Here is a 21427-nt window from a genome sequence, read left to right as displayed (position 1 = left end):
TCAGGTCGCGCTCAGCCGGAACGGGGCACGATCCCAGCGCCAGCCGTGGCGCAGGGCGAGCGCGATCAGGTCCACCGGTTCCATCCCGGTCTCGTCGACCAGGCTCCGGAATTCGGCCCAGTGCACGGCGCCGGTGGCGAGCCGGTTGCGGAGGATGTTCTCCGAACGAGCGGACACCGTATGCCGCAACAGATCCGGCTCGCCGAGCCGGCTGCCGGTGAACACCAGCCATCCCCAGCCGCGGGCGTGCGCCTGTGCCCGGGCCGCCTCGAGGCGCACTCGGTTGGCGTGTAATCCCAACTGCCCCAACGCGACCACCTCGGCCAGGAGTACGCGTCCGTCGGTCAGTCGCGCGCCGACGGTGGGGCAGTAGGAGTCCGCGACCCCGTCGACGGTGAAGTCGACGGCCACGGGCCGCTCGGTGTAGCTGTCGACCTGTTCGCCGTCGTCGAGCATGCGCAGCAGCCGGGCCTGCAGCGCGGTGTCGAATGTGGTTTCGCGGCCGAGTTTCTCGGCGAACATGTGGCCGCGGGCATCGTCGTCGGCATCGACGGTCGTGATCGGCAGCTCGGGCAGGTCGGCGGGATCCCCGCTCGGCCACTCCACCCGGCGCAGCAGCGGAAGCAGTTGCCCGGCAGCGGGTTCGGCCGGGCGGGGACGATCGAGATGCCAGCGGCCACGTTGCTGCCAGCCCGCGATGCGCTGGAAGACGAAGCCCGCCAACCGCTTGGCGTCGATCAGTGAATGCCCGGCCAGCCGCAATTTCAGATAGGCGAGATCCTGGGCGGCGATATCGCAATCTCCGACATAGGTTTCGACGAGCAGCGTGCGGGTCAGGCGCTGATCGCCCCAGCCGACCGGGTACTGGTCGGCGAAGACGGCGGTGCCGGGATGGCCGGTGGCCTGCACTCGCCGCAGCAGCTGCCCCGCCGCGCGGGTGTAGAGCTGGCGGACCCGGTCGCGCGAGAGTTCGAAGCGGGCGCCCAGCAGCGTCAAGGTTTCCGGGCGCACACCGTCGAGCCCGAGCCGGCGGGTGAGCAGCTCGCCGTCGCGGGGGCGTTCCTCGGCCTGGGCCGCGACCATGTCCGCCAGCGTGTCGGCCATCTGCTCGGAGGTGAAGGAGATGCCGTCACGCAGGTCGTCGAGCAGCCCGGCCTGTATCTCCTCGATGCGGTTGGTCGTCACCACATGCCTTTCGCTGAATCGCACGTCCTTTCGAAAGCCTATGCCCTCGTGTGGGTTCCGTGCGCTCGCGCGTGGGCGTGTCCGCGATGTGGCGACCGATTCAGCGGCGGGCAGGTTCGGTGAGGCGACTGTCCCGGCCCGACTCGGCCGCTCGTGACCCGCCGGCCTCCACGGCGAAGATGGTGATCAGCAGCGCCACCACCCACGCGAGTGCCGATCCGGCCGCCAGCGCGTGGATGGCGCCGACGAAGCCGGGGCCGGTCGGCGATCCGGCCACCGCACCGAATATCGCGACACCGCAGGCGGTTCCGACCTGACGGGCGGTATTGGACACTCCCGTCGCCAGGCCGGACCGGTCCGCCGGTGTGGCGCGCACCGTCGCCGCGACCACCGACGTCGTGATGAGTCCGGAGCCGCAGCCGAGCACGGTGAAGCTCAGCAGCAGCCCGCCGCTTCCGCCGTGGCCGTCGAGCGTGAGCAGCATCGCCGAACCGCATGCCGCGAGAGCGCAGCCGATCGCGATCGCCGGGCGCGGGCCGTACCGGGCGGTCAGTCGTCCCGATACCGGCGCCAGCAGCACCAGCGGCAGGGCCAGCGGCAGCACGCTGACACCGGCCGCGACGGGGGAGCGCCCCAGCGTGTCCTGCAGATACAGCATGCCGATGAACAGGATGCCGTTGAAGATCAGGTTCATCATCAGGGCGACGATGTTGGGAGCGAGAAAATCCTTGTGCCGCAACAGATCCACCGGCAGAAACGGATGCGTGCTACGCCGCGCCGACACGTAGGCGCCCGCCGGCGCACACACCGCGACCACCGTCGCGGTGCCGGCGACCCCCGTCCCCGCGTGGTGCCCCGCGGAGATGACGGCGAACACCAGCGCCCCCAGACCGAGCACGAATCCGGCAAGTCCGAGCACGTCGATGCGCTCGCCGCGCCGCGGTGGTGCGGCCGGTACCACGATCCGCGCCGCGACGGTCGCCGCGATCGTCAGCGGCACCGCGATCCAGAAGACCGGCCGCCACCCGAGACGGTCGACGAGAATTCCGCCGAGCAGCGGCCCGGCCGGCAACGCCAGCGACGAGACCGCCGCCCACGTGCCCAGCGCCTTCGCCTGTTCCGCGCGATCCGGGAAGACGTCCACGATGACGGCCATGGTGCTGGGCAACAGCAGGGCCCCACCCACACCTTGGACCACCCGCGCCCCGATCAGCACCCCGATCGAGGGGGCCAGCGCGCACGCCAGCGACGCCAGCCCGAAGACCGCGAAACCGGCGAGCAGCATGCGGCGATGCCCGATCCGATCGCCGACCGTGCCCGCCGCCAGCAGCAGTCCCGCGATCGCGACCACATACCCGTCCACCACCCACTGCAACGAGGCGACGCCGGTATGCAGACCACGCCCGATCGCGGGCAGCGCGACGTTCACGATGGTCACATCCAGCAACACCAGAAACATCCCCGCGCACATCACCGTCAGGATGGCGGCCGGGTTGCGAACCTGTGGAGTCGAAGTCATATCCGCAGTGTCGGTGCGGAACCCTTCGGCTGGGGCCGAAGTATCGTCGGGTCAGGTCCGGCCGCGGAACCACCTGCGGCGCCGGCGACTACGGCGATAGACCACGGCGGTGACTCGCGCGCCCAGGGAGTCGGTGACGTAGAAGTACTCGCCACCGAGGTCGGCGGCGGCGTACGCAATCTCGTCGATCGAGCCGTGGATGTCGCCGGCGCCGAACGCGCTCAGCGTCATCTCGACCGCTCCGACCGGTTCGAATCCCTCGGCCGGCGCCGCATCGAGTTCCTCCGCACGCGCACGCACCACCCCAATCTCGGCGGAACCCGGACCATAGTCAAGGTCTCGGAACCGGGCCGGCCCGCCGAGCGCGGGACGAACCGCTCGGGCAGATTTCGGCCGGACATCGCCGAGCGACGATGCTTCGGTGCCCGCCGAAGTGTTGTCGCGGCAGACTCGGGTTATGACCGATCGCCGACCTCTCTACGGATATTCCGATATCGCCGCTGTCGGCGCCCTGCTGGCCGACGCGACCCGGGCGCGCATGATGATCGGCCTGGCGGACGGGCGCGCGCTGCCGGCATCGGTGCTGGCCGCGGAAGCCGGCGTCGCGGCGTCCACGGCCAGCGAGCATCTGGCCCGGCTGGTGGAAGGGGGACTGCTCACCGTCGAACGATCCGGCCGGCACCGGTACTACCGCATAGCGAATGCTCAGGTCGGGGCGGCGATCGAAGCGCTGGCGGTGCTGGCGCCGACGCGGCCCGTGCGCTCGCTGCGGGAATCCACCCGCGCGGCGGCGCTGCGCCGGGCACGCAGCTGCTACGACCACTTGGCCGGCCGACTGGGCGTCGCGGTCACCGAGGCGCTGCTCGATCGGCAGGCGCTGACCCGAACGGACGGCGTCGCGGGAACCGCACGCGCACAAGGAGATCCGATCTCGGCGCCGATGACCGACCACCCGTATCGCCTGGGCCCGAATGCCGAGGCCCTGTTCGCCGAGCTGGGCGTGGATCTGGACGCCGCCCGCGGCCGGCGCCGCCCGCTGCTGCGTTTCTGCGTCGACTGGAGCGAGCAACGCCATCACCTGAGCGGTGCGCTCGGTGCCGCGGTCCTGACCCGCATGGAATCGGCGGGCTGGGTGGAACGGCCCGGGACCCGCCGCACGCTGCGGCTGACCGAGAGCGGAGCACGCGTGCTGGACCGGGTGCTGGGCGTCGAATTCGCCGAATAGCCCGCGCCGAGCACACCGTCCTCAGCGGTGTTCGACGGCGATCTTCATCCGGTTGAGGGTGATGGCCATGTCGTTGTGGTTGCGCCGCCCACGCGCCCACCCGAGCGCCGACCAGTACAGCCGCAACGGCAGGATCGCCGCGAGCTCGAACGATTCGGTGACGTCGGTGCCGCCGTCGCGCTGTTCCAGCCGATAACCCCACCGGTTGATGCTCATCCCTCCGGGCCCGAGCACGGTGTAGGCGAACTCGCGTTCGGGCTCGCACACCTCGACTCTGCACGTGGTCCAGTAAACGGGCCCCAGTTGATTGCGCCGCACATGCCCCCGGAACTTCGCTCCCACGGCGGGACCCGTTGCGCCCCCGACCCATTCGGCCTCGAACGTCTCGGGGCTGAATTCACCGATCCGGGTGATATCGCTGACCACCGCCCACACCTGTGCCGGCGACGCCGCCATGTGGACGGTTACCGAATCGCGCACGACATCTCTCCTCGCCGCTCGGCTTGCTGGGCTTCGACCGTATCCCAAGCGATGAGACGGCGGACACAGTCGTCCACGTGTTGATACGTCCCTGACGCGGATACAAGAAAGCCCCGGTCGAAACCGGGGCTGACCTGCTATTTCGTTGGTGCGCGATACTGGGATTGAACCAGTGACCTCTTCCGTGTCAGGGAAGCGCTCTCCCGCTGAGCTAATCGCGCGTGGTTCGCCTACTAGAGGCGGCGACGGGAATCGAACCCGTGTGCACGGCTTTGCAGGCCGTTGCCTCACCACTCGGCCACACCGCCAACCAAGGCCGGGTTGGCCTTCGAGCGGATGACGGGATTCGAACCCGCGACCCTCACCTTGGCAAGGTGATGCGCTACCAACTGCGCTACATCCGCATGCTGCGTCTCCGGGGCTTTTCGGCCCCTTCCGGCTGCGAGAGAGAACATTAGCCCACAACCCGCACCGTCAACAAATCGCCTGGTAGATAGGGGTAAAAGTGAATAACACCGGTGTGTTTTGCGGGGGGTGCCCATGGGATGACACCGGCGTCGGTGGCGGCGGCGCGGTGCCCGCCGGGCGCCGATCCTTGAAGCGGCATCCGTCGCCGTGCCGGGGTTGCGGCGGAGAGCCGGTGGTGCGGCAGCACGGTCGGTCCTCGTCCCGCAGCGCGGCAAACCGCAACCCGCGGGGCCCGGTCGGGCACCGGCCCCGCCCAATGCTCGCGATGCTTCACACCGGCGGCGAGGGTGGACTGCCCGGCGAGCCGGCCGACGAGAACGTCTGTGTCCGTTCATGTTCCGTCCATCGCCGACCGACTGAAACACCCAGGTCAAGCCCCGATTTGGTGTGACCCCGGGGATGCGTGTTAAGGTTCCTTCTCGTTCGGAACGGCACCCCAGCCGCCCCGAATTCCCCGGGTCCCATAGCTCAGCGGGAGAGCGCTCGCCTCACACGCGAGAGGTCGCTGGTTCGAAACCAGCTGGGACCACCAGAACCTCTTTATTCGAAACAGTGACCGTCCGCAGGCGTGCATCGCGGCAGCTTGTCCTGGGTTTGTCCGCCGTCCGATTTGGGTGGTTTCGGGCTGCTGAGTGAAGGTCAGCGAACTTGCCGGTCTTGTCGTCGGTGATTCGTAGTGCTGTGGCGTCTTCCAGGTCATCGATGTAGAAGCACTCGAAGAACGTCTCGTTCAGCAGTCGCCGCACGTCTGGGCCTGCGTCCAGATACAGGCTGTAGGGGTCGGCGATGAGGTCGAGGGCGTGACGTAGAACCGTCGTTCCGACGCTGAGTTCTTCGGAAGTGTTGGTGAGCGCTGCTTCGATGCGGTTGCGCTGAGCTTTGATCTCGATGAGTTTCATGCGCACCTTGGCTTGGGGCATCGAGCCATCGGCGAGCAGATCGACCAACCGGTTTTCGCTCTGGTCGAGTTCCTTCAGTTGGCGGTTCAGGTTGGCGTGCAACTCTCGGGTGGTGTTCTGCTCGTCGGAGACGACCTGTTCGAGCAGGCGTCGCGTCGTGGTGGCGAAGTCGGTCGGCAGCTGCAGGGTGCGGTAGTGGTCGAGGATCGCTTCTTCGACGGTCTCGGCCGGCAGGTGGGGGAGGTCGCAGAGGCCTTGTTTGCTCCTGCGGCAGACGAAGTAGGCGTACCGCACTCGGTTGCGGCCGGTGGAGACGTTGTAGACCAACCTGGCGGTGGTGTCTTGGTCTCGGCAGCGTGCGCAGAACAGCCACCCTTTCAGGTAGTGGGCGTGTATGCGGTCCCGGGTGCCGTTGCCGCTGCGTTTGCGCAAGACGTTCTGCACACGTTCGAAGAGTTCGTGGTCGATCAGTGGCTCGTGCCGGCCTGGATAGATCTGGCCTTTCCAGGTGACGTAGCCGACGTAGTAGGGATCGCGCAGCATGTTGTGGAGGGTCGCCGCGGAGACGGGGCGTGGATTCGGGCGGGCGCCGGTCGGGCGGGATGTGAGGCCCATGTCGGCCATTGCTGCTTCGAGGTCCTCGATCGAGTAATCGCCGGTCGCGTAGAGTTCCCATGCCCGAACGACCAGTGATGCGCGTTCTTCGTCGGTCTTGATGGTGTTGACCTGGCGGCCCTCGACGGTGATCCGTGCGTTGACGTAGCCGAGTTTGGCCCGGCTGCAGGTGCCGCCGTTCATGGCCTTGTTCAGCATCTTGGTGCTGATGTCCTGGCCCGACAACCGATTCTGGGTGTCGTTGAAGATGTCGGTGATGGCGGCCATCATGTCGCCGTAGATGCCGTCGCCGAAGTCTTCCTTGGCCGATATCAGCTTCACGCCCAGCAGGTCGAGTTGGCGTTTGGTGATAGCGGCGTCGATGTAGTTGCGGAAGGCGCGGGAGCGCATGTAGACGATGACGTACTTGATCTGCGGGTTCTGCTGAAGGTAGGTAAGCATCCGCTGGAACGCGGGGCGCTTTTCGATCGACTGGGCCGAGACTCCTGGCTCGACGAATTCCTGGACGATCTGGGCGGGCAGTGTGTGGGCTCGTTGTTCGACGATCGTGCGTTGGGTGGCAATGGAATTGCCGTCGGGGTCGATGTCGATGGCGGTGTTCAGTTGCTTCTTGTCCGAGACGCGCAGGTAGGCGACGGCGAGCGCGACGGTGCCGTTCAACGGGTTTCCTCCTCGGTGGTTTTCGACTCTTTCGCCAGCTCGATGACGACTCGGCTCAGCCTGCGAAGATCCGGCGGCTCGCGCCGATCGCTTTCGACGACCAGGTGATGCTCACGTCGCTCGCCGATAGGTCTGCCGCCGCCGCTAGGCATCGGACATTCCTGAGAGGCGCCGTGCGGCCGAACTGCGGGCTGTTCGAGACTGGCTGCGGGTATGAAGATTCTCGGCTCTGCATCGAATTACAAGAACCGAATGTTCGCTGGAAGATAGCTGCTTATGTGCTCTGCCGGTGAGAAACCAGCGTGGCTGAAGCAGCCGGCGTGGAGGGCGACGCTGTACCGCCTGGCGGAAGCCGAGTCCCTCAGTCATGCTGCCCGCATCGGGCGGAAGCGCGGTCGCCGCGGAAGTGAGAATCGGTGGCGATATGTAGGCAGCCGCGGGGGGACAGCTTCCGAATCCGACTAGTGCGCTCGGCGTGCCGGGCGTGCAGCTGTGTTCGCAATTGTCGGCGCAACTACCTTGGCGGAATGTCCAGAGTCGCAACATGGTCGAGGCCTCGATTCGGTTCCGATCGAGTTCCTCGCGCTACGCCAGATGCGTTCGAGGCTTCCATCTGCGTCGCCAAAGGGGAAGGGGTATATCGAATCTTGCTCTTTTTCATCGGAGAATCTCAGGCGGTACTGCAGTGATGGTGAGGCTCTGGTTGACTGGTTCCGTGGCACTGACGAGCACCACCATCAAGGTCCGTAGTCTCGACGGCCTACACCTGACGGGCACTCTCGTCGCGCCCGACCACACGACTGGGCGTGCCGTCGTGATGGTGCACGGCGGCGGTGTCACACGGGACGAGGGCGGGTTCTTCACTCGCCTCGCTGCCGGCCTCGCACAAGGCGGGGTGACGTCGCTACGGTTCGATCTCCGTGGTCACGGCGAAAGCGAAGGACGACAGGAAGAGCTAACTCTTGCGACCATTCTCAACGACGTCAGGGTGAATCTTGCTTACCTGCGCGACGTTGTGGGCGCGAGGGAGGTTGGTCTGCTGGGTGCCAGCTTCGGTGGCGGAGTCTGCGCCTACTACGCGGCGAAGCGGCCGGAGGATATCGATCGGCTGGTGCTGCTGAATCCGCAGTTCGACTACAAGTGGCGGACGATCGACAGCCGTGATTACTGGACGAACGACGTCATCAGCGATGAACGAGCGGCAGAGCTGAATGAGACTGGCGCCGTTCAATTCACGCCGTCCCTGAAGCACGGTAGGCCGCTGCTGAACGAAGTCTTCTGGCTCAAGCCGAACGAGGTGCTGGGCGAAATCAAGACGCCGACTTTGATCGTCCACGGAAACGCCGACACCCTGGTGCCGATCAGCGGCTCCCGCGAGGCCGCCTCCAAATTCACTGCGCCCGTCGAGTTGATCGAGATCGAAGGATCGCAGCACGGGTTCGCGGTTCACGATGATCCGCAGTACCTGAACCCGAAGAGCCAGGAATACCAAGCTGAGGTCATCGGCGTCGTTACGCGTTGGCTCACAACAGATTCCGTATCACGGCAGTAACAGTTCGCGAAGTTGTCGAACCTGGGGCCGGTGTCTCCACGGGTCGAGCGTGCGTACGACATCGACGATGACATTCATTGTTCGCTCCGAGTGCGTTTCGCGTGCCACAGCAACTGACTGCGCGGCCACTGTCGCGGCTTCGTCGGGCTCGCCGGAGAGTGCCAGGGCCTTAGCTCGGCGAGCGCCGAAGAATCCGACGTCGCGCCGGGATAGGGAGCTATTCAAAAGCACCTGGCCGAAGAGCTGGCTCGCAGTCTGCGGTTTGCCGGCTTCGGTGTAGCAGCAAGCCGAGCGTACGAGGAGTGTGTCCTGGTTGAAGTAGCTCACGAGTTCGTGGTCTCGCCCATCGCCGGCGCCGCTCAGCAGTTCCTGGGCTTGGCCGAGGTTGATTTGCACGACTTTGGCTGGCGCGCCAGTCATTGCCAACCCCAGGGCCTCTTGCTGCACTACTTCTGCCTGGACGTATGCCGGCAGCTGCCATGGGCCTTCTTTTGCCGCTTGGGCGAGCGTCAGAAGCGTTGCAGTGTCGCGGGTTTCATATGCCATCTGGGATTTCTTGAGCAGTATGTAGCCCTGCATGGGCAAGCTGCCCGCGGCCTGCGCCCACTCCATCGCGCGGTCGTACAGCAGCTGCGCGGTCAACGGGTCGTGGAGGTCGCGGTACAGCCAGCCGGCGAATTCGGCTCCGTCAGCGCCGACCGCCAGGAGTCGTCGGCGGATGTCCGAGGGAACGTCTTTACCGTGCCGCTGGACAGCGCCGATCACACCGAGCACCAATGGTAGGGCGGCTGCCGGCCCCAGAGCGCCGTCGTCACGCTTGCAGCGCTCGAGTTGGGCACGAAAGAAGTCGATGATGGTCCCGTCGAAGTAGCGGCGTGCGTCTTCGAGGGCTCGGCCGACGCGCTCGAGTTCGTCGGCATGCTTCGAAGGAGGAGGACTCGCACCGTTCGACGCCAGCCATCGAGCCAGGTCGACAGTGTCATGGCTTGCAGCAGTTCCTGTTTCGGAGGCATCGCTGGCATCGATATCGTCGATCTGCGGCACCTTGAACCACAGGAGCCCGCTCGGTATACCGAGGCACTGCGACCAGCGGATCAATTTGGACAGCTGTTCCGGTGCGTCGCCCTTTTCGATCCGGCTGAGCTGGGCCTGTGTGAGTCCGAGCCATCCGGCGACCAATTCCTGCGGCAGTTGCCGACCGTGGTACGGATGCGTCCTGTAGGCAAAGATCACTCGGCCCATGTGCCAGGTGCCCAGGGAATCGCGCATCTGGTCGGTCTGCCAAAACCCGGGTGGCACGGCAGGTGGCTGGTGTAGCTCGTCGCGGGCAACGAGTTCGCAAGCGCCACAGAGTATTTGCACGTTGTAGCTGTTGAGCCTGCCGCCGCAACGACCGCAGTAGCGCTGTTGGTCAGATCCCCGATTCATGGCTACTCCGGATTGTTCTGGGTGCCGTGACCCCACCCGTTTGCCCTGGTCGCGCGACTGTAACAGGGCCAACACCTGCCCGCCATACGTTCGGCGCATACCGCGCATACACCAGTGGCGTGGTCATCTCGGGGGGAGCAGCCAACTCTTGAGTCGTCTTTGAAACTGGCCGCCAGGAGAGGGGTTGGCGTGACGTTATCCCTGGTAGTTCCGCTCTTCGGCCCACCGGCCGCGGGTAAAACCACACTGATATTACAGCTGGGACGATCGCCCGGACGCCGAGTATTTCGCCTTCGAGAACACGTGCCACAGCAGGTACTGGCCGCCACCGCGTCGGATAGTCGGCGTCTCGGTTGGATCGATGGGGCCACGGTGGCGGAGGCACTCGACGACTATTTCGCTGCGGTGGATGCGGATCCGGATGTTCACACGGTGTTGCTGGACAACTTCCCCGGCTCCGGCACTCAGGTGCGGCAATTGCTGGCCACGCTGTGGATGTTGGAACTGCCTCCGCATATCGAGCCGATCGAGGTGCTGGCAGACGTTCGGACCCTTCGGCAGCGGGCGCGTAACCGGAAGGTGTGTCACCGGTGCGAGCGCGATCCGATCTACGATCCACGACTACCCGCAGTCCCCAGTGGCGAAGACCCGTGGCGGTGCAGCCGCTGTGGTGGTCTCCTACATCCGCGGAGGGGCGACTCGCCGGGGCTTTTCAGATCGCGCCTGCAGCGATACCAGCAGGCAGCTGAGGGCATCCGCGCCGGCTTTACGGCCTCGGGCATCGCTGTCACCGAGTGCGAGACAACGAACACCATCCATGGGGCAGCCGACCTGATTGCTCCCCTGCTTATTTCACGGAGCCGAGTGTCATGACAAGCACAGATCTGCCCATGCCGTCACTGCGGACGAGCCTCGACGGTTACGGCCACGCCCGGATGCCGCGGGGCGGGAATGTTCCCCAACCGCAGAAGATCGAACGGGTGGCCTATGGACGTTTCCGGAACGTCTACCTCTACATCACCGAGGCGTGCCAGCTGCGTTGCGAGCACTGCTATATGGGTGAGCGGCTGGATCGGGCGCTGAAGATGCCGCTGCCCAGAATCGTCGACACGCTCACCACATGGCGCCGGCTCGGCGGGAGCAAACTGACCATTCTCGGTGGAGAGCCGACGCTGCACCCGCATTACTGCGAGGTGATCCGGCTCAGTCGCCAACTCGGCTACGAGCACGTCATCACCACGACCAACGCCCAGAAACCGGCACTTCGGCGCTTTCGTCAGCTGGCTCCGGATGACTTCGCCTATGTGCAGGTCAGCCTGGATGGTGGCAGCCGGGAGACCCACGATGCGGTGCGGGGCGAGGGCACTTTCGATGAGGCGATGGAGACCACGCGGGAGCTGTGCGAGCGGGGCTTCGACACCCGGATCATCTGTACCGTTAACAAAGCCAATGAGCGAGATGTCTTGCAGCTGTTGGACATCGCTGACGTGCTGGGCGTCAGCCTGGTGAAGTTCCACGTGTTTTCCACAATAGGCACCGGGCATGGCAACCCGGAGCTAGCGATGTCGCCACCGGAATGGGTCGACTTCTCCGACAGCCTCAATGTGATTGCCCCGCAGTACAACACGCGCGTCTGGTACCAGCCGACGTATGCCCGACGGGATCAGATGCAGCGGTACGCCGACGAAGGCTACCAGGGCTGCATCGGTCGGACATTGGATCGAATTTCGATCTTCCCGGACGGCCGGTGCTACGTCTGTTCGTACCTGTTCGACACCGATCTCTACTTCGCTCGAATGGTGAACGGTCGAGTCGAGCTCAATTCCGGGGCGAACGAGTTCGATCTGTTCACAGGCGTGCTCGCCGACAGTTCCTGTGAGGGCTGCAAAGTCAGCGGCTGCATGGGCGGCTGTCCTGCGGAAGAGGTGGTTATGGGCCAGTCGTCGTGCGCGGCTTACGAAGACATCGTGCCGGTGTGCCGACTGTGGAAATCCAGCGCCAAGCCCGAGGAGTAGACCGATGGACCGCGTGATCGCAGAACTGTGCCGGATCGACTGGAACGACATCGACGAAGTGGAGCGGGCATGCCGCGCCGCGCTGGACGAGTTGGCGGGACAGCCCAGCCTGCTGAGGGACCGGCTGCTCGATCTGGCGAATCGGCCTGAGCTGATGCAGCTGTGCGAGCACTACGACATCCTGGACAAAATCGTGCTGGCCAGCGCCGACGATCCCGGGGTGCGGGTGCGGCTGCACGTGTTTCTGCCGGGTTATTTCGACCGGCCGCACAACCACCGCTGGAGCTACGCCAGCAAGATCCTGCGCGGACATTACCGGCACTACCTGTTCGGCAACGCCGAGTTGGACGAGCAGGTGGAACCGAGAAAGCTGCCGGTTCTGCACGTCCGCGAGGAGCCGGTAGGCACCAGCTACGCGCTGCACCACTCGATGGTGCATGCGGTGGTCGCTGAGCCGTTCACCGTCAGTTTGGTGGTGCGCGGGCCCGCGGTAAAAGACAAATTTCTGGTCATGGACCGGCACACCGACCATGCGTGGTGGCAGTTCGGCGCCAAGGACGAACCCGAGGAACAGGCCAAGGCGAAGCAGATGAGCCGAACGCGGTTCGCAGAGGTGAGCGGATGGCTCAAAGAGTGGAATCTGATCTAGTCGCGGGCAGATGCCGCCACCCCGCGACCGCAGCCAGGACCGCCCGCTTCATCGGCTAGGCATCTTCCGATGCGGGTGGTTCGGTTGGGTCGATGACCGCCAGCAACTCCGTGAGGCTCGGCAGTGGTGCGCTGTGGTGTCGTGCACATCGCAGCGCCCCACTGGCGCATCCCAGTCTGAGGCTGTGCAGCATCGACCACCCTTCTCGCAGACCGTAGAGCAGCCCGGCTGAGAAGGCCGCCCCCGCGCAGTGTGTATGCCGCACGTTCACCGGAAACGATGGCACGGCAAGTTCTTTCGATCGGCTGACAGCGACGGCACCGAACGCACCGGCTGTAACGACTGCCCACTTCGCGCTGGTTCTCTCGAGTAACGCCGTGGCGACGGCTACGGCTTCGAGATAGTCCGAGTCGTCGACGTTGGTCTGCACCAGGAGGTGTGGATAGCCGGCAATGGCCGCAGCGGTGGGCGCGGCAAGCGGTGAGCCACCGAGGTTCAGCAATATCGGGATTTCGGCTCTCCGAGCGGCGGCGATCGCGCGAAGGACAGCACCCTCGATTATTTCGTAGCTGTCCACGTACAGGAACGAGGCGGCCGTGACCGGCGTGAGGTCGATCTGCTCGAGGCCGGATACGACGTGGGGCAGATGCGCGAACCACGTCCGCGTGTGAGCGTCATCGGCAGCCACCACGATCCGAGGCGTCGTTGCGTCCGGTCTCGTGGTCACTGGTATTACGTCGCGCTGCGCCAACCATCGCCGCACGAAGCGGCCGTGCTCGTCTCCTCCGATGTCGTTGGCTAGAAGGCGAACTGGTGCGCCCATTGCAACCAGCGCTGCCGCGGTCATCGGTCCGTCCGCTGCGATGGACCATTCGATGCTGCTGATAGGCGTGCCGTAGTTGACGCGCGGAAACCGCGGCACTGTCCACAATTCGGCGAGCGCCACATAACTCACGCATACAACCGGGCCGGACGGATTGCGCACCGCTACCAACCGTAGGTCGAGAACGAACGCCCGCGGGCGATATGACCCATGGCCACTCGGCAGTAGTCGATCATGTGCTCGGGCAGCTCGCTTGCTGAGAACCATTGCAGCTCAGCGCATTTATCTGGCTCCATGTTCTCCGGCTGCCGCTCCCATGACCGCACTGAGAAGAAGAACGCCATCCGACCACCGGATGAGGAGTTGTGCATGACGTGGACGAAATGGACGTCCTCGGCCTTGACGGTGATCCCGACTTCTTCCTGTGCCTCACGGATCAGCGCTTCGATCACCGACTCGTCTGCTTCGAGGTGACCGGAGGGCAGGTGCCAGGCACCATCCTCGAAGCCGGTGTTCGTGCGCCGGCCGAACAGGATTTCGTTGTTGCGGCGCAGCACCAGGTGAACGTCCCCGGTGACCTTGTGCCGGTGGGAGCCCGAGCCGTGTGCGGGCCGGGCGACTACGTCTGTCATGAATTGGTTTTCCTATTCATGCTCGTTGAGCTGGGCCTTCGTGCGGAATGACTGCTGTGCGCACGCAGCCTAATGCGGGCGGTGGCGACGAAATATGCGCCGAACGTATAGCCGCCCGGGCGGGCGCGGCATAGTCGTCGGCCGTTGCCGATTCCAGGCTTTCTCCAGGTTCACACCACTCGAATCGCGAGGGAGGCAGGCATGATGGGACGGATTCGGCACATTCGCATCGAATCCGGCGCGTTGACGCTGGATTACCAGGCATCCGGGGAGCAGGCGCAAAGCGTCGCCCACAACCTCGCTCAGGGATCCGCCGGTGTCGTCGTCACAGTCGACGACTACGTGACCGCAGACCTCCCGGTACTGCCGTGCGCGCGATTGTGGGACTGAACCATGTCGATGTCAGAACCGCTGCGCTACAGGACCTTTGTCCATGCCGACGGAAGGCTGGCGGAGTTCATGTGCCAGGTGTACCTGATGGAGTTGACGGTCGAGCGTGCCCGGGAGCTTCGGCATATCCACCGCTTCCACCACCCGGACGAATGCCTCGTGCACTCCGAGGCGGCCTACCTGTTGCTGCTGGACGACGATGAGCTGTAGGCGCCACCGCATGTTGGACAGGAACCGCATGTAGCAAAGCCGTGTCGGCTCGGACGAGGAGTTGTTCGTCTACCGGCCCTTCATTCGCTGCAGCAGAGCGGTCCGAGCCACCGCCGCTGTCCCACGCACGACAAGCCCGGCCGCGACCAGCGGTGCGAACACGATCCAGGGCGAACTCTGGTGGTAGTCGCAGTAGAAACGCAGTGCGCTGCGGTGGTGGGAGCGGACCTTCCGGAACGGTGCGGACCGCATGCTGCCGCCCTCGCGGTGGCGGATCTCGACCCTAGGATCGAGCACGACGCGCCACCCGCCGCGGTGCATGTCGAGGGCCATCTTGGTTTCCTCGAAGTAGAGGAAATAGCGGTCGTCGAACCCACCGACTGCTTCGAACGCTTCGCGACGAAACAGCATGCAGCATCCCGAAATCCAGTCCACATCACCCACTTCGGTGACCGGGGCACCGAAGTATCGGCGCGTTGCGGGGTTGCTCGGCCAGATGCCGCCGAGCAGTGCGTGTGCGATACCGACTGCCAGCGACGGGAAACGGCGCCCGCTGGGGTACGGCTGGCCGTCCAGGCGCAGGATGCGGGGGCCGATCATGCCGATCCGGTCATCGGTCTTCGCTGTGTCGATGAGCGCCGCGATCGAGCCGGGGGACAGTTTCGTGTCGGGGTTGGCGACCAGGACCATTGCCCGCCGGTTGCGGCCGCGCCCTGATTGATCGCCGCTGCCAGCCCGACGTTGCGAGTGTTGCGGATGACTCGGCCGCCGAATTCTTCGACGATCTCGGCGCTGCGGTCGGTGGAGACATTGTCGATGCCCACCACGTCCACGGTGTACGGCTCGATCGCAGCGGACAGGGTCTCGAGGAATCCGGGAAGGTCTTCCGCACTCTGGTAGGTGACCAGGGCCAAGCCGACAGTCTTGTCATCCGAACTGGGCATGCCGGCGAACATATCAGCCCGGCCATAGACACGCCGACGCTGCAGATCGACGTCGACGACGTCAGCCTTCGGCAACGGCGATGTGTGGCGTCGGAGCCGGGGCCTCGACCCGTTTGAATGGGAGGCAGGCGGGGGCGGTGCCGATCTACCGGCGAGTCCGCGTAACGTTTTGGGGGTTGCAATCAGATAGCGAGGCAAGAAGTTTCGCGCACCTTGTGAGTGTGCGTCCGGAGCTCGCTAGATGAGAGGCGGATCGACGGTGGGCCGCAGGCGGGGCTTTTTCGCGGAGTTGCAACATCAAGCGAGAGTCGCTGAACAGCGACGGCAGCGGGAGCAGTCGATGACCAGCTCACGCGCGGTCGGCGCGAAGAACCACAGGGCGATGTTGTTGCCGGCCTGACGGGGCCGGGGAGCGCGTCGTACAGACGGTCGCTGGCGGTGAGCACGGAGACGACTACTGCTGATCACACCGACGGCCGTCGCCATTCATGACGAATTCCAAGGCAGGGCAATATGAACGGCGGCAGCCTAACGGGCGATAACATCGCGCCGGCGGCGACAGGAATGTCGGCTACCGCCCTTATGTCGTCGTCGGAGAAGGACAAAACCTCCACTGGAGGTGGAAGAATTCTCGCCTGTCGCGCTGCTGCGACCATATTCGAACCGATGGAGACCCGATCAGCTGCGACAATGATCGGGCGTGCGGAAGTCGTTCGGCCTACCTCGACCGGCGAACCCGCTGGCTTACGTCACGCCAAGGTCGCGATCGATTTCCGGCCACCCGCCGGTGGGCAGATTCCCTCTTCTCCGATAGAACTCGATCGCGCGCCGCACTTCTGCGGACAGCGGCTTCGCTGCGATCTCGGCCAGCCCGCGCGCGATATCCGCACTGTCCAGATCCGGGAGGCGATGAATGATGTTGGCGGCGTATGGCGAAGCCATTGCTGGCAGTGCCAAGATGATCCGAAGCAGGGTCGGTTCGTCGACCTGATGGAGCAATTGACCGAAGATACTTTTCCACGCGCCCGCGATATCGCGGGGCGCTCTGGTGGTGTTGCTCGCGAGTCGTCGACCGACTTCTATGAGGACCTCGGTGCTCACATCGATCGGAGCAGGGCCCCCGGGGCGATTTTTGGGCACGAACAATCCCGCGAGCCCGGCTATGGCGCTGGTTTCGGTGGCTGGTAGGAACGCCAGGTCGATCATCTCGTTGCAATTCGATTCGGTGCCGTGCATCGCCAGCAAACTCACCTGCAAGCGCCGCATGATGCGGATTTCGTGGTCGTCTCCCACGCTCCCGATGTTCAACGCGTATGCCAGGCGGGTCCGCAGATAGTCGATCAGCGGCCACGCGGCGAACACACCAGTGTTGGCGGCGTGGTAGCCGATTTGGGCAAGGTCGGCGCGGACCACCGCATCTGTACTAGTGCCCAGACAGCGCGAAATGTCATCCCAGAGTGGAAAAGGAGCTACTCCCGCCTCGGTCGCGCAAGCCAGGAATTTCGCGGCGGAACGGCGCACCTTCTGCTTATGCGACAGCGTGTCGGCGAGTGCCGACGCGACCGCCACCGCAGCAGTATGGGAATCCCACGTCGGCGGCGGTTCCGTGGTACAGAGCTGTTTCAGCTCCTCGTATTCGGTGCGCAGCACGAGAAATTCGACAACCATCCCGTTCGCCGCGTCGGGGGGCCGCAACCGTTGTGCCTGCTGCGCGAGAATCCTGCCCTGAGTCGCCGTCATAGGCAGAGAATCAGCGATGATCGCCGCCAATGTATCTCGTGCGCCGCGCAGGTTCGCGCAGGCGCTCGGCAACAGCACGCGCAGCAGGAGCTCCGGATCGGACCAGACCAGTGAGGCTTCCCATTGATTCGACAGCGTGTCGACGACGGATTCGACGATCACGGCTAATGCCGCACGCTCGATGTCGGGGCGTTCGAGGGTGCGGCGCACCGAATCCGCCCAACGTTGCGCTCCACCAGCCGGATCGCTGTGGTTCGCGGGCAATCCCGCGACCAGCCGGTCGGCGGCCCACCGCCGCGTTGCCGCGCTCGTGTTGACGAGGTCGACGAGCCAGCCGTGGTGGATCTGTTCGTGAACTCGGGGCGACTCGTACCTCAGCAAAGTTTCCAGCACTCGATCCACCAACGCGGCACGATCCTTTGTCGCCGAGGCATTTCCGAGCGCTGACAGCAAACCCCAGCATGCCGCTGCGGCGTGGATGGGCGGATGCCCCTCGCAGTCCTCGATGACATCGAGGTCCGCCTCGAACCGCTCGAGGAGGTTGTCCGCGCCACCGGCGTCCGAAGGGATATCCAATACGGCTAGGGCGGCGCGTCGGTACAGCCGAGCGGCCGTACCTACCAGAACAGAAGTCGCACGTTGGGTAGGAGTGATAGTCCGGGCCCAACTCACGACCTCCGCGGGCGAGCCCGACTCCGCGTCGAGCATCTCGTAGAGCTTCTCCAGGACGGCCACCCTGCGCACCCCGGTGGGATCCGTGTCCACCGCCCGCTGCAGTAGTTGCAGTACCGACCGTGTGTATGCGGGCAGGAGCATCGCCAACAGATCGCGGGTCCGCTTGTGCAGCAGTCCGTCGGCGCTCGTCAAGGAGACCGGCAGTCTCCGGCGCGCGATCGTCTCGGCAGCGGCCAGGGCGTGTTCCGGGTCGGCCGCCGCCACTCTGCGTAGGACATCCACGGCGGAGTGCCAACTCGAATCCGTCCGCGCCCAACAACGAAGCAGTAGGGCAGTGTCCGCGGCGGTCCACGGTCGACCCGGCCGAGGCAGTAACGCGAGATAGTCCCGCACAACGACTGAGTCGGCCTCACGTCGCAAGGCCTCGCCGAGCATCGCGCGGGACGCGACATCGAGAGCCGACTGCGCACCAACCACTACCGCGCACCGCCGCAGACTGAACGGCGGACGCTGCAGGGTATCGGCGCTCGCCGTCAGCACCTCCATCATGAGCCGGTCGGCCGCGCTGCGATGAGGATCGGGCGACCGGTAGGCGCATATCCAAGTCTGTTCCAGAATCGCCAATAGAATGGCGTCGTCCGGTCGGTCGCGCACCCGCCTCGAAAGCGCGGTCGTCGGCGAAACCGACCGCGCGAGAAGGTTTTTTGCGGCAGCGAATTCAAAGAACGTCTGGTGGAAGAAGGTGAACGTTCCGAACTCGCCCCGCTGCCCGACCCCGCGCGAGCACAGTTGTTCCATCTCCGCGTGCAGCCTCCCACGGTCGGCAGGCGTCGGAACGGGAATGTCGGCGACGACCACCTCGGGGACGCCGGTCCGAATCATCTGATGAGCGATCCGCATCGCCGTACCGGTCAAGTCGGAATCACGGTTTTCCTCAACGGCCGTCGTCCAAATCCGGCGATCCCGGAACACCCGATCGTTCCAGAACCGCTCCATGAGCTCGGTGGCGTCGATGGTGCTCGGGACCACTCCGGGGGCGTACAACTCGAACAGCATCCGCAACGTCAGCGGACGCTGCGCGAGGACCCCCAACGGCTGCTCGCGAACAGCGGCCGAACTGATCTGTTCGGCGAGTTCCGACGTGTCGCCGGGCATTCGGCAGTACGCCATGGCGTGCGCCGCAACGGCTCGATCGAATTCGGAGGGCAGCCCGAACTTTCTGGGCGTCATCGTGTAGGAACCAAGAGTCAGGCGCTCGGTCCCCGCGCTCGAAATCCGCTTCGCTTCGGTCGGACGCGAGGCGACGAGAGTGGAGCCCCCTGCGGCGGCGACGACATCGATGGTGTCCATCAGGGTTAGATACCCTTCGTCGTCGCTGACGAGAACGTCACCGGTGTCGATCAGCAGGAAGATCGGCACACCGAGTTTCCGACACTCTCGCACCGCATTTCGGATTCGGTCTACGGTCATCAGAGGCCGCCGGCCACCCCGCTCGGTGAGCATGGGGCCACGCAGAAAGAACGTCTGACTGTTACGGTCGGACAACAACTCCTGTGCAACACCCCACAACAGGCTCGTCTTGCCCGCTCCGGCCGCACCACTCACCACTACCAAGCGCTGCTCACGCAGCCGCGCGACGACTTGGTTCTGTATATCGCGCCGTACATACAGCCGAGGGCCAGTGGCATTCACTGTCCAGGTGAAAATCTGCTCCCCGACAGTGCCGGCGTCCCGAAGTGCGAGGTCGGTCAGACGATGCAACCGCGGCAGGTCGCCGGTGGGATCGATTGCGAGCGGATCGAGACCGCCAGTAATGGAATCCGTGCGCGCTGGGGACCGTAGTCCGGCCCCTGCCATGGCCGAAGCCAGGGTGGCCAAGGCATCGTCACTGACCTCGTCCGTGGCGATATCCACGTGTACCCGGGAACCCAGAAGCGATGGTACCTGCGCCCCGTCGAAGCACACCGGGATAACGGGCCGGTCGTCGCCGGCCGCGAGAATTGCGTGCCACCACACGTCGACGGGGGCCGCCGCACCGGCACCGGGCGTGAAGACGAGGAAGCACGGATCCCGGAACTTCGCCATTGCCTCATCGAGGTCGGCAATCCAGTTGCTGCCCACTCGTTTCCAGTCGCGCAGGGCAAATCCCGTTGAACGCAGGTAGTTCTCGAGCCAGAGCCCCTTCTTGTTCTGCTCGGCATCACGCCAGTCATACACGACGATGACATGCACGGGCCGCGCCTCCTGGAAGTTCCTACCCGTCGCATCGCTAGAATTCAGCGATGGCACCACCTTGGGACTTCTTCATAAGCTACGCCAACGAGGATGGCGATCCCGCATGGGCGCAATGGATCGCGGATACGCTGGAGAACGCGGGCCACTCGTGCCGGCTCCAAGCATGGGACATCGACACAGGGGCGAACTTCGTCGTTCAAATGGACCAATTCGTACGTGACGCAACCCGATTGATCGTTGTGCTATCGCCTGCGTACCTCGGTGATCGACCCATGGTGAAAGCCGAATGGACAGCGAAATTCATCGACGACGCCGACGGCAAAGCCCGACTGCTCCTGCCCGTCATGGTGCGACGCTGCGACGTGAAGGGGCTGCTGGGCCCTCGCGTCTACGTCGATTTGGTCGGCAAGACCGATGACGAGGCACGAGCGCTGCTGCTCGACGCAGTCCGGACCGACCGCGGAAGACCGGACTTCGTGCCGTTCCCGGGATCCGAATAGCCGGCATTGAACCACCGAGCGCCGGTGCGGGAACAACCGCCGCGGTCGCGGACCTGTCGTCGAAACCGCTTCCCTACTTCCGGCATCGCTATGACGTCGTAACGCGGCGGTCGACTCGAGCGACTTTCGCTTTGAGCAACCGTGCCCCTGATGGTGACCGCCTCAACGGGTCGCCTGGGTCCTACCGATAGTGGATGGAGTCGCATGTCGTCAGCGAAGTCCGTGTTCATTGCATTTGCGAAAGAAGACGAGGCGAGCCGAAATCTGTTCACCGGCCAGCGGATCAGCGCACGCACCCCGTTCGAGTTCATCGACATGTCGGTGAAGCAGCCGTACGAGACCGCGTGGAAGGATCGGGTGCGTACCCGTATCCGCCGCTCCCACGGCGTGATCGCACTGCTCAGTTCGAGTACTGCGCAGGCCACCGGGCAGTTGTTCGAAATCAGTTGCGCGAGGGAAGAAAACAAGCCGCTGCTAGGCATCTGGCTGGATTCCTGCAGGATGAAACCAGCGGAAATGGGTCATGCACCCTGTAGCGGGTGGACCTGGAAAGCAGTCGCCGACTTCATCGATCGGCTTTGAG

At 64.8% G+C, this 21427-nt stretch carries 20 protein-coding genes and 4 tRNA genes; 10 read left to right on the top strand and 14 right to left on the bottom strand.

What is annotated here, in order from left to right:
* The 3 genes from NA3_RS04395 to NA3_RS04385 form a co-directional block, all read right to left on the bottom strand.
* Positions 1–1185: a hypothetical protein gene (locus tag NA3_RS04395; protein ID WP_062962397.1), complete on the bottom strand. Its 1185-nt coding sequence runs from the start codon at positions 1183–1185 to the stop codon at positions 1–3.
* Between the two features lie 100 nt (positions 1186–1285).
* A complete protein-coding gene (locus NA3_RS04390; RefSeq protein WP_062962283.1) occupies positions 1286–2704 on the bottom strand; it encodes an MFS transporter in 1419 nt (472 codons plus the stop codon).
* Between the two features lie 51 nt (positions 2705–2755).
* Positions 2756–3004 (bottom strand): hypothetical protein, encoded by a 249-nt coding sequence (locus NA3_RS04385; protein WP_128145358.1) that lies wholly within the window; start codon positions 3002–3004, stop codon positions 2756–2758.
* Positions 3005–3161: 157 nt separating this feature from the next.
* On the opposite strand from NA3_RS04385, the gene NA3_RS04380 reads away from it, so the two are divergent.
* A complete protein-coding gene (locus NA3_RS04380; protein WP_062962281.1) occupies positions 3162–3929 on the top strand; it encodes an ArsR/SmtB family transcription factor in 768 nt (255 codons plus the stop codon).
* Positions 3930–3950: 21 nt separating this feature from the next.
* Here the strand turns inward: NA3_RS04380 and NA3_RS04375 are convergent, their stop codons facing one another.
* The 4 genes from NA3_RS04375 to NA3_RS04360 all read right to left on the bottom strand — a co-directional run bounded on the left by NA3_RS04375 (position 3951) and on the right by NA3_RS04360 (position 4813).
* The gene (locus NA3_RS04375; protein ID WP_084491131.1) at positions 3951–4409 is read right to left on the bottom strand and encodes an SRPBCC family protein; all 459 of its coding nucleotides are present in this window, start codon (positions 4407–4409) and stop codon (positions 3951–3953) included.
* A 146-nt stretch (positions 4410–4555) separates the two neighbouring features.
* A tRNA-Val gene (locus NA3_RS04370) sits at positions 4556–4630 on the bottom strand.
* Between the two features lie 16 nt (positions 4631–4646).
* Positions 4647–4717: transfer RNA gene (locus tag NA3_RS04365), tRNA-Cys, on the bottom strand.
* 23 nt (positions 4718–4740) lie between these two features.
* Positions 4741–4813, bottom strand: a tRNA-Gly gene (locus NA3_RS04360).
* A gap of 521 nt (positions 4814–5334) precedes the next feature.
* On the opposite strand from NA3_RS04360, the gene NA3_RS04355 reads away from it, so the two are divergent.
* A tRNA-Val gene (locus tag NA3_RS04355) sits at positions 5335–5409 on the top strand.
* Here the strand turns inward: NA3_RS04355 and NA3_RS39210 are convergent.
* Positions 5366–7051, bottom strand: a complete 1686-nt coding sequence (locus NA3_RS39210; RefSeq protein ID WP_227995454.1) for a recombinase family protein — start codon at positions 7049–7051, stop codon at positions 5366–5368. The two genes, NA3_RS04355 and NA3_RS39210, sit on opposite strands and share 44 nt — an antisense overlap.
* A 715-nt stretch (positions 7052–7766) precedes the next feature.
* Here NA3_RS39210 and NA3_RS04340 point away from each other — a divergent pair.
* Entirely contained in the window at positions 7767–8603 is an 837-nt protein-coding gene (locus tag NA3_RS04340; protein WP_227995037.1) for an alpha/beta hydrolase, read from the top strand.
* Here the strand turns inward: NA3_RS04340 and NA3_RS04335 are convergent.
* Positions 8592–9872, bottom strand: a complete 1281-nt coding sequence (locus NA3_RS04335) for an NsdA family TPR-like regulatory protein (RefSeq protein ID WP_062962278.1) — start codon at positions 9870–9872, stop codon at positions 8592–8594. The two genes, NA3_RS04340 and NA3_RS04335, sit on opposite strands and share 12 nt — an antisense overlap.
* Before the next feature lie 531 nt (positions 9873–10403).
* Here NA3_RS04335 and NA3_RS04330 point away from each other — a divergent pair.
* From NA3_RS04330 to NA3_RS04320, 3 genes are read left to right on the top strand one after another with little or no spacing between them, the layout of a single operon-like run.
* Positions 10404–10904 (top strand): hypothetical protein, encoded by a 501-nt coding sequence (locus tag NA3_RS04330; RefSeq protein WP_227995039.1) that lies wholly within the window; start codon positions 10404–10406, stop codon positions 10902–10904.
* Entirely contained in the window at positions 10901–12046 is a 1146-nt protein-coding gene (locus NA3_RS04325; protein ID WP_062962276.1) for a radical SAM protein, read from the top strand. Before NA3_RS04330 ends, NA3_RS04325 begins: the two co-directional genes overlap by 4 nt.
* Positions 12047–12050: 4 nt before the next feature.
* A complete protein-coding gene (locus NA3_RS04320; protein WP_062962275.1) occupies positions 12051–12695 on the top strand; it encodes a hypothetical protein in 645 nt (214 codons plus the stop codon).
* A 55-nt stretch (positions 12696–12750) separates the two neighbouring features.
* On the opposite strand, the gene NA3_RS04315 is transcribed toward NA3_RS04320, so the two are convergent.
* Positions 12751–13680, bottom strand: coding sequence for a carbohydrate kinase family protein (locus NA3_RS04315; protein ID WP_218021766.1), 930 nt, complete (start codon positions 13678–13680; stop codon positions 12751–12753).
* A 2-nt stretch (positions 13681–13682) separates the two neighbouring features.
* The gene (locus tag NA3_RS04310) at positions 13683–14075 is read right to left on the bottom strand and encodes an NUDIX hydrolase (RefSeq protein WP_233427272.1); all 393 of its coding nucleotides are present in this window, start codon (positions 14073–14075) and stop codon (positions 13683–13685) included.
* 276 nt (positions 14076–14351) lie between these two features.
* Between NA3_RS04310 and NA3_RS04305 the strand changes: the two genes are divergently transcribed.
* Positions 14352–14540: a hypothetical protein gene (locus NA3_RS04305; RefSeq protein WP_062962272.1), complete on the top strand. Its 189-nt coding sequence runs from the start codon at positions 14352–14354 to the stop codon at positions 14538–14540.
* Positions 14541–14627: 87 nt separating this feature from the next.
* Positions 14628–14750, top strand: coding sequence for a hypothetical protein (locus tag NA3_RS38995; protein ID WP_258562247.1), 123 nt, complete (start codon positions 14628–14630; stop codon positions 14748–14750).
* Positions 14751–14819: 69 nt separating this feature from the next.
* On the opposite strand, the gene NA3_RS04295 is transcribed toward NA3_RS38995, so the two are convergent.
* The 3 genes from NA3_RS04295 to NA3_RS04290 form a co-directional block, all read right to left on the bottom strand.
* Positions 14820–15440 carry a glycosyltransferase family 2 protein gene (locus NA3_RS04295; protein ID WP_227995041.1) on the bottom strand — a complete coding sequence of 207 codons (621 nt, stop codon included), beginning with the start codon at positions 15438–15440 and terminating at the stop codon, positions 14820–14822.
* On the bottom strand, positions 15347–15694 hold the full coding sequence (locus NA3_RS38395) for a glycosyltransferase (RefSeq protein WP_227995043.1): 348 nt from the start codon (positions 15692–15694) through the stop codon (positions 15347–15349). The genes NA3_RS04295 and NA3_RS38395 overlap by 94 nt, the downstream gene beginning before the upstream one ends.
* 744 nt (positions 15695–16438) lie before the next feature.
* A complete protein-coding gene (locus NA3_RS04290) occupies positions 16439–20341 on the bottom strand; it encodes a TIR domain-containing protein (RefSeq protein WP_062962270.1) in 3903 nt (1300 codons plus the stop codon).
* 50 nt (positions 20342–20391) lie between these two features.
* On the opposite strand from NA3_RS04290, the gene NA3_RS35460 reads away from it, so the two are divergent.
* Both NA3_RS35460 and NA3_RS04280 read left to right on the top strand, forming a co-directional pair.
* The gene (locus NA3_RS35460; protein ID WP_063917287.1) at positions 20392–20844 is read left to right on the top strand and encodes a toll/interleukin-1 receptor domain-containing protein; all 453 of its coding nucleotides are present in this window, start codon (positions 20392–20394) and stop codon (positions 20842–20844) included.
* Positions 20845–21048: 204 nt separating this feature from the next.
* Positions 21049–21426: a TIR domain-containing protein gene (locus NA3_RS04280; protein WP_062962268.1), complete on the top strand. Its 378-nt coding sequence runs from the start codon at positions 21049–21051 to the stop codon at positions 21424–21426.
* Position 21427: the final 1 nt, after the last annotated feature.

Source organism: Nocardia africana NBRC 100379 (genome assembly GCF_001612635.1).
Taxonomy (GTDB): domain Bacteria; phylum Actinomycetota; class Actinomycetes; order Mycobacteriales; family Mycobacteriaceae; genus Nocardia; species Nocardia africana.
Note: the sequence above shows the minus strand (reverse complement) of the source record. Positions and strands in the feature narration are given on the sequence as shown.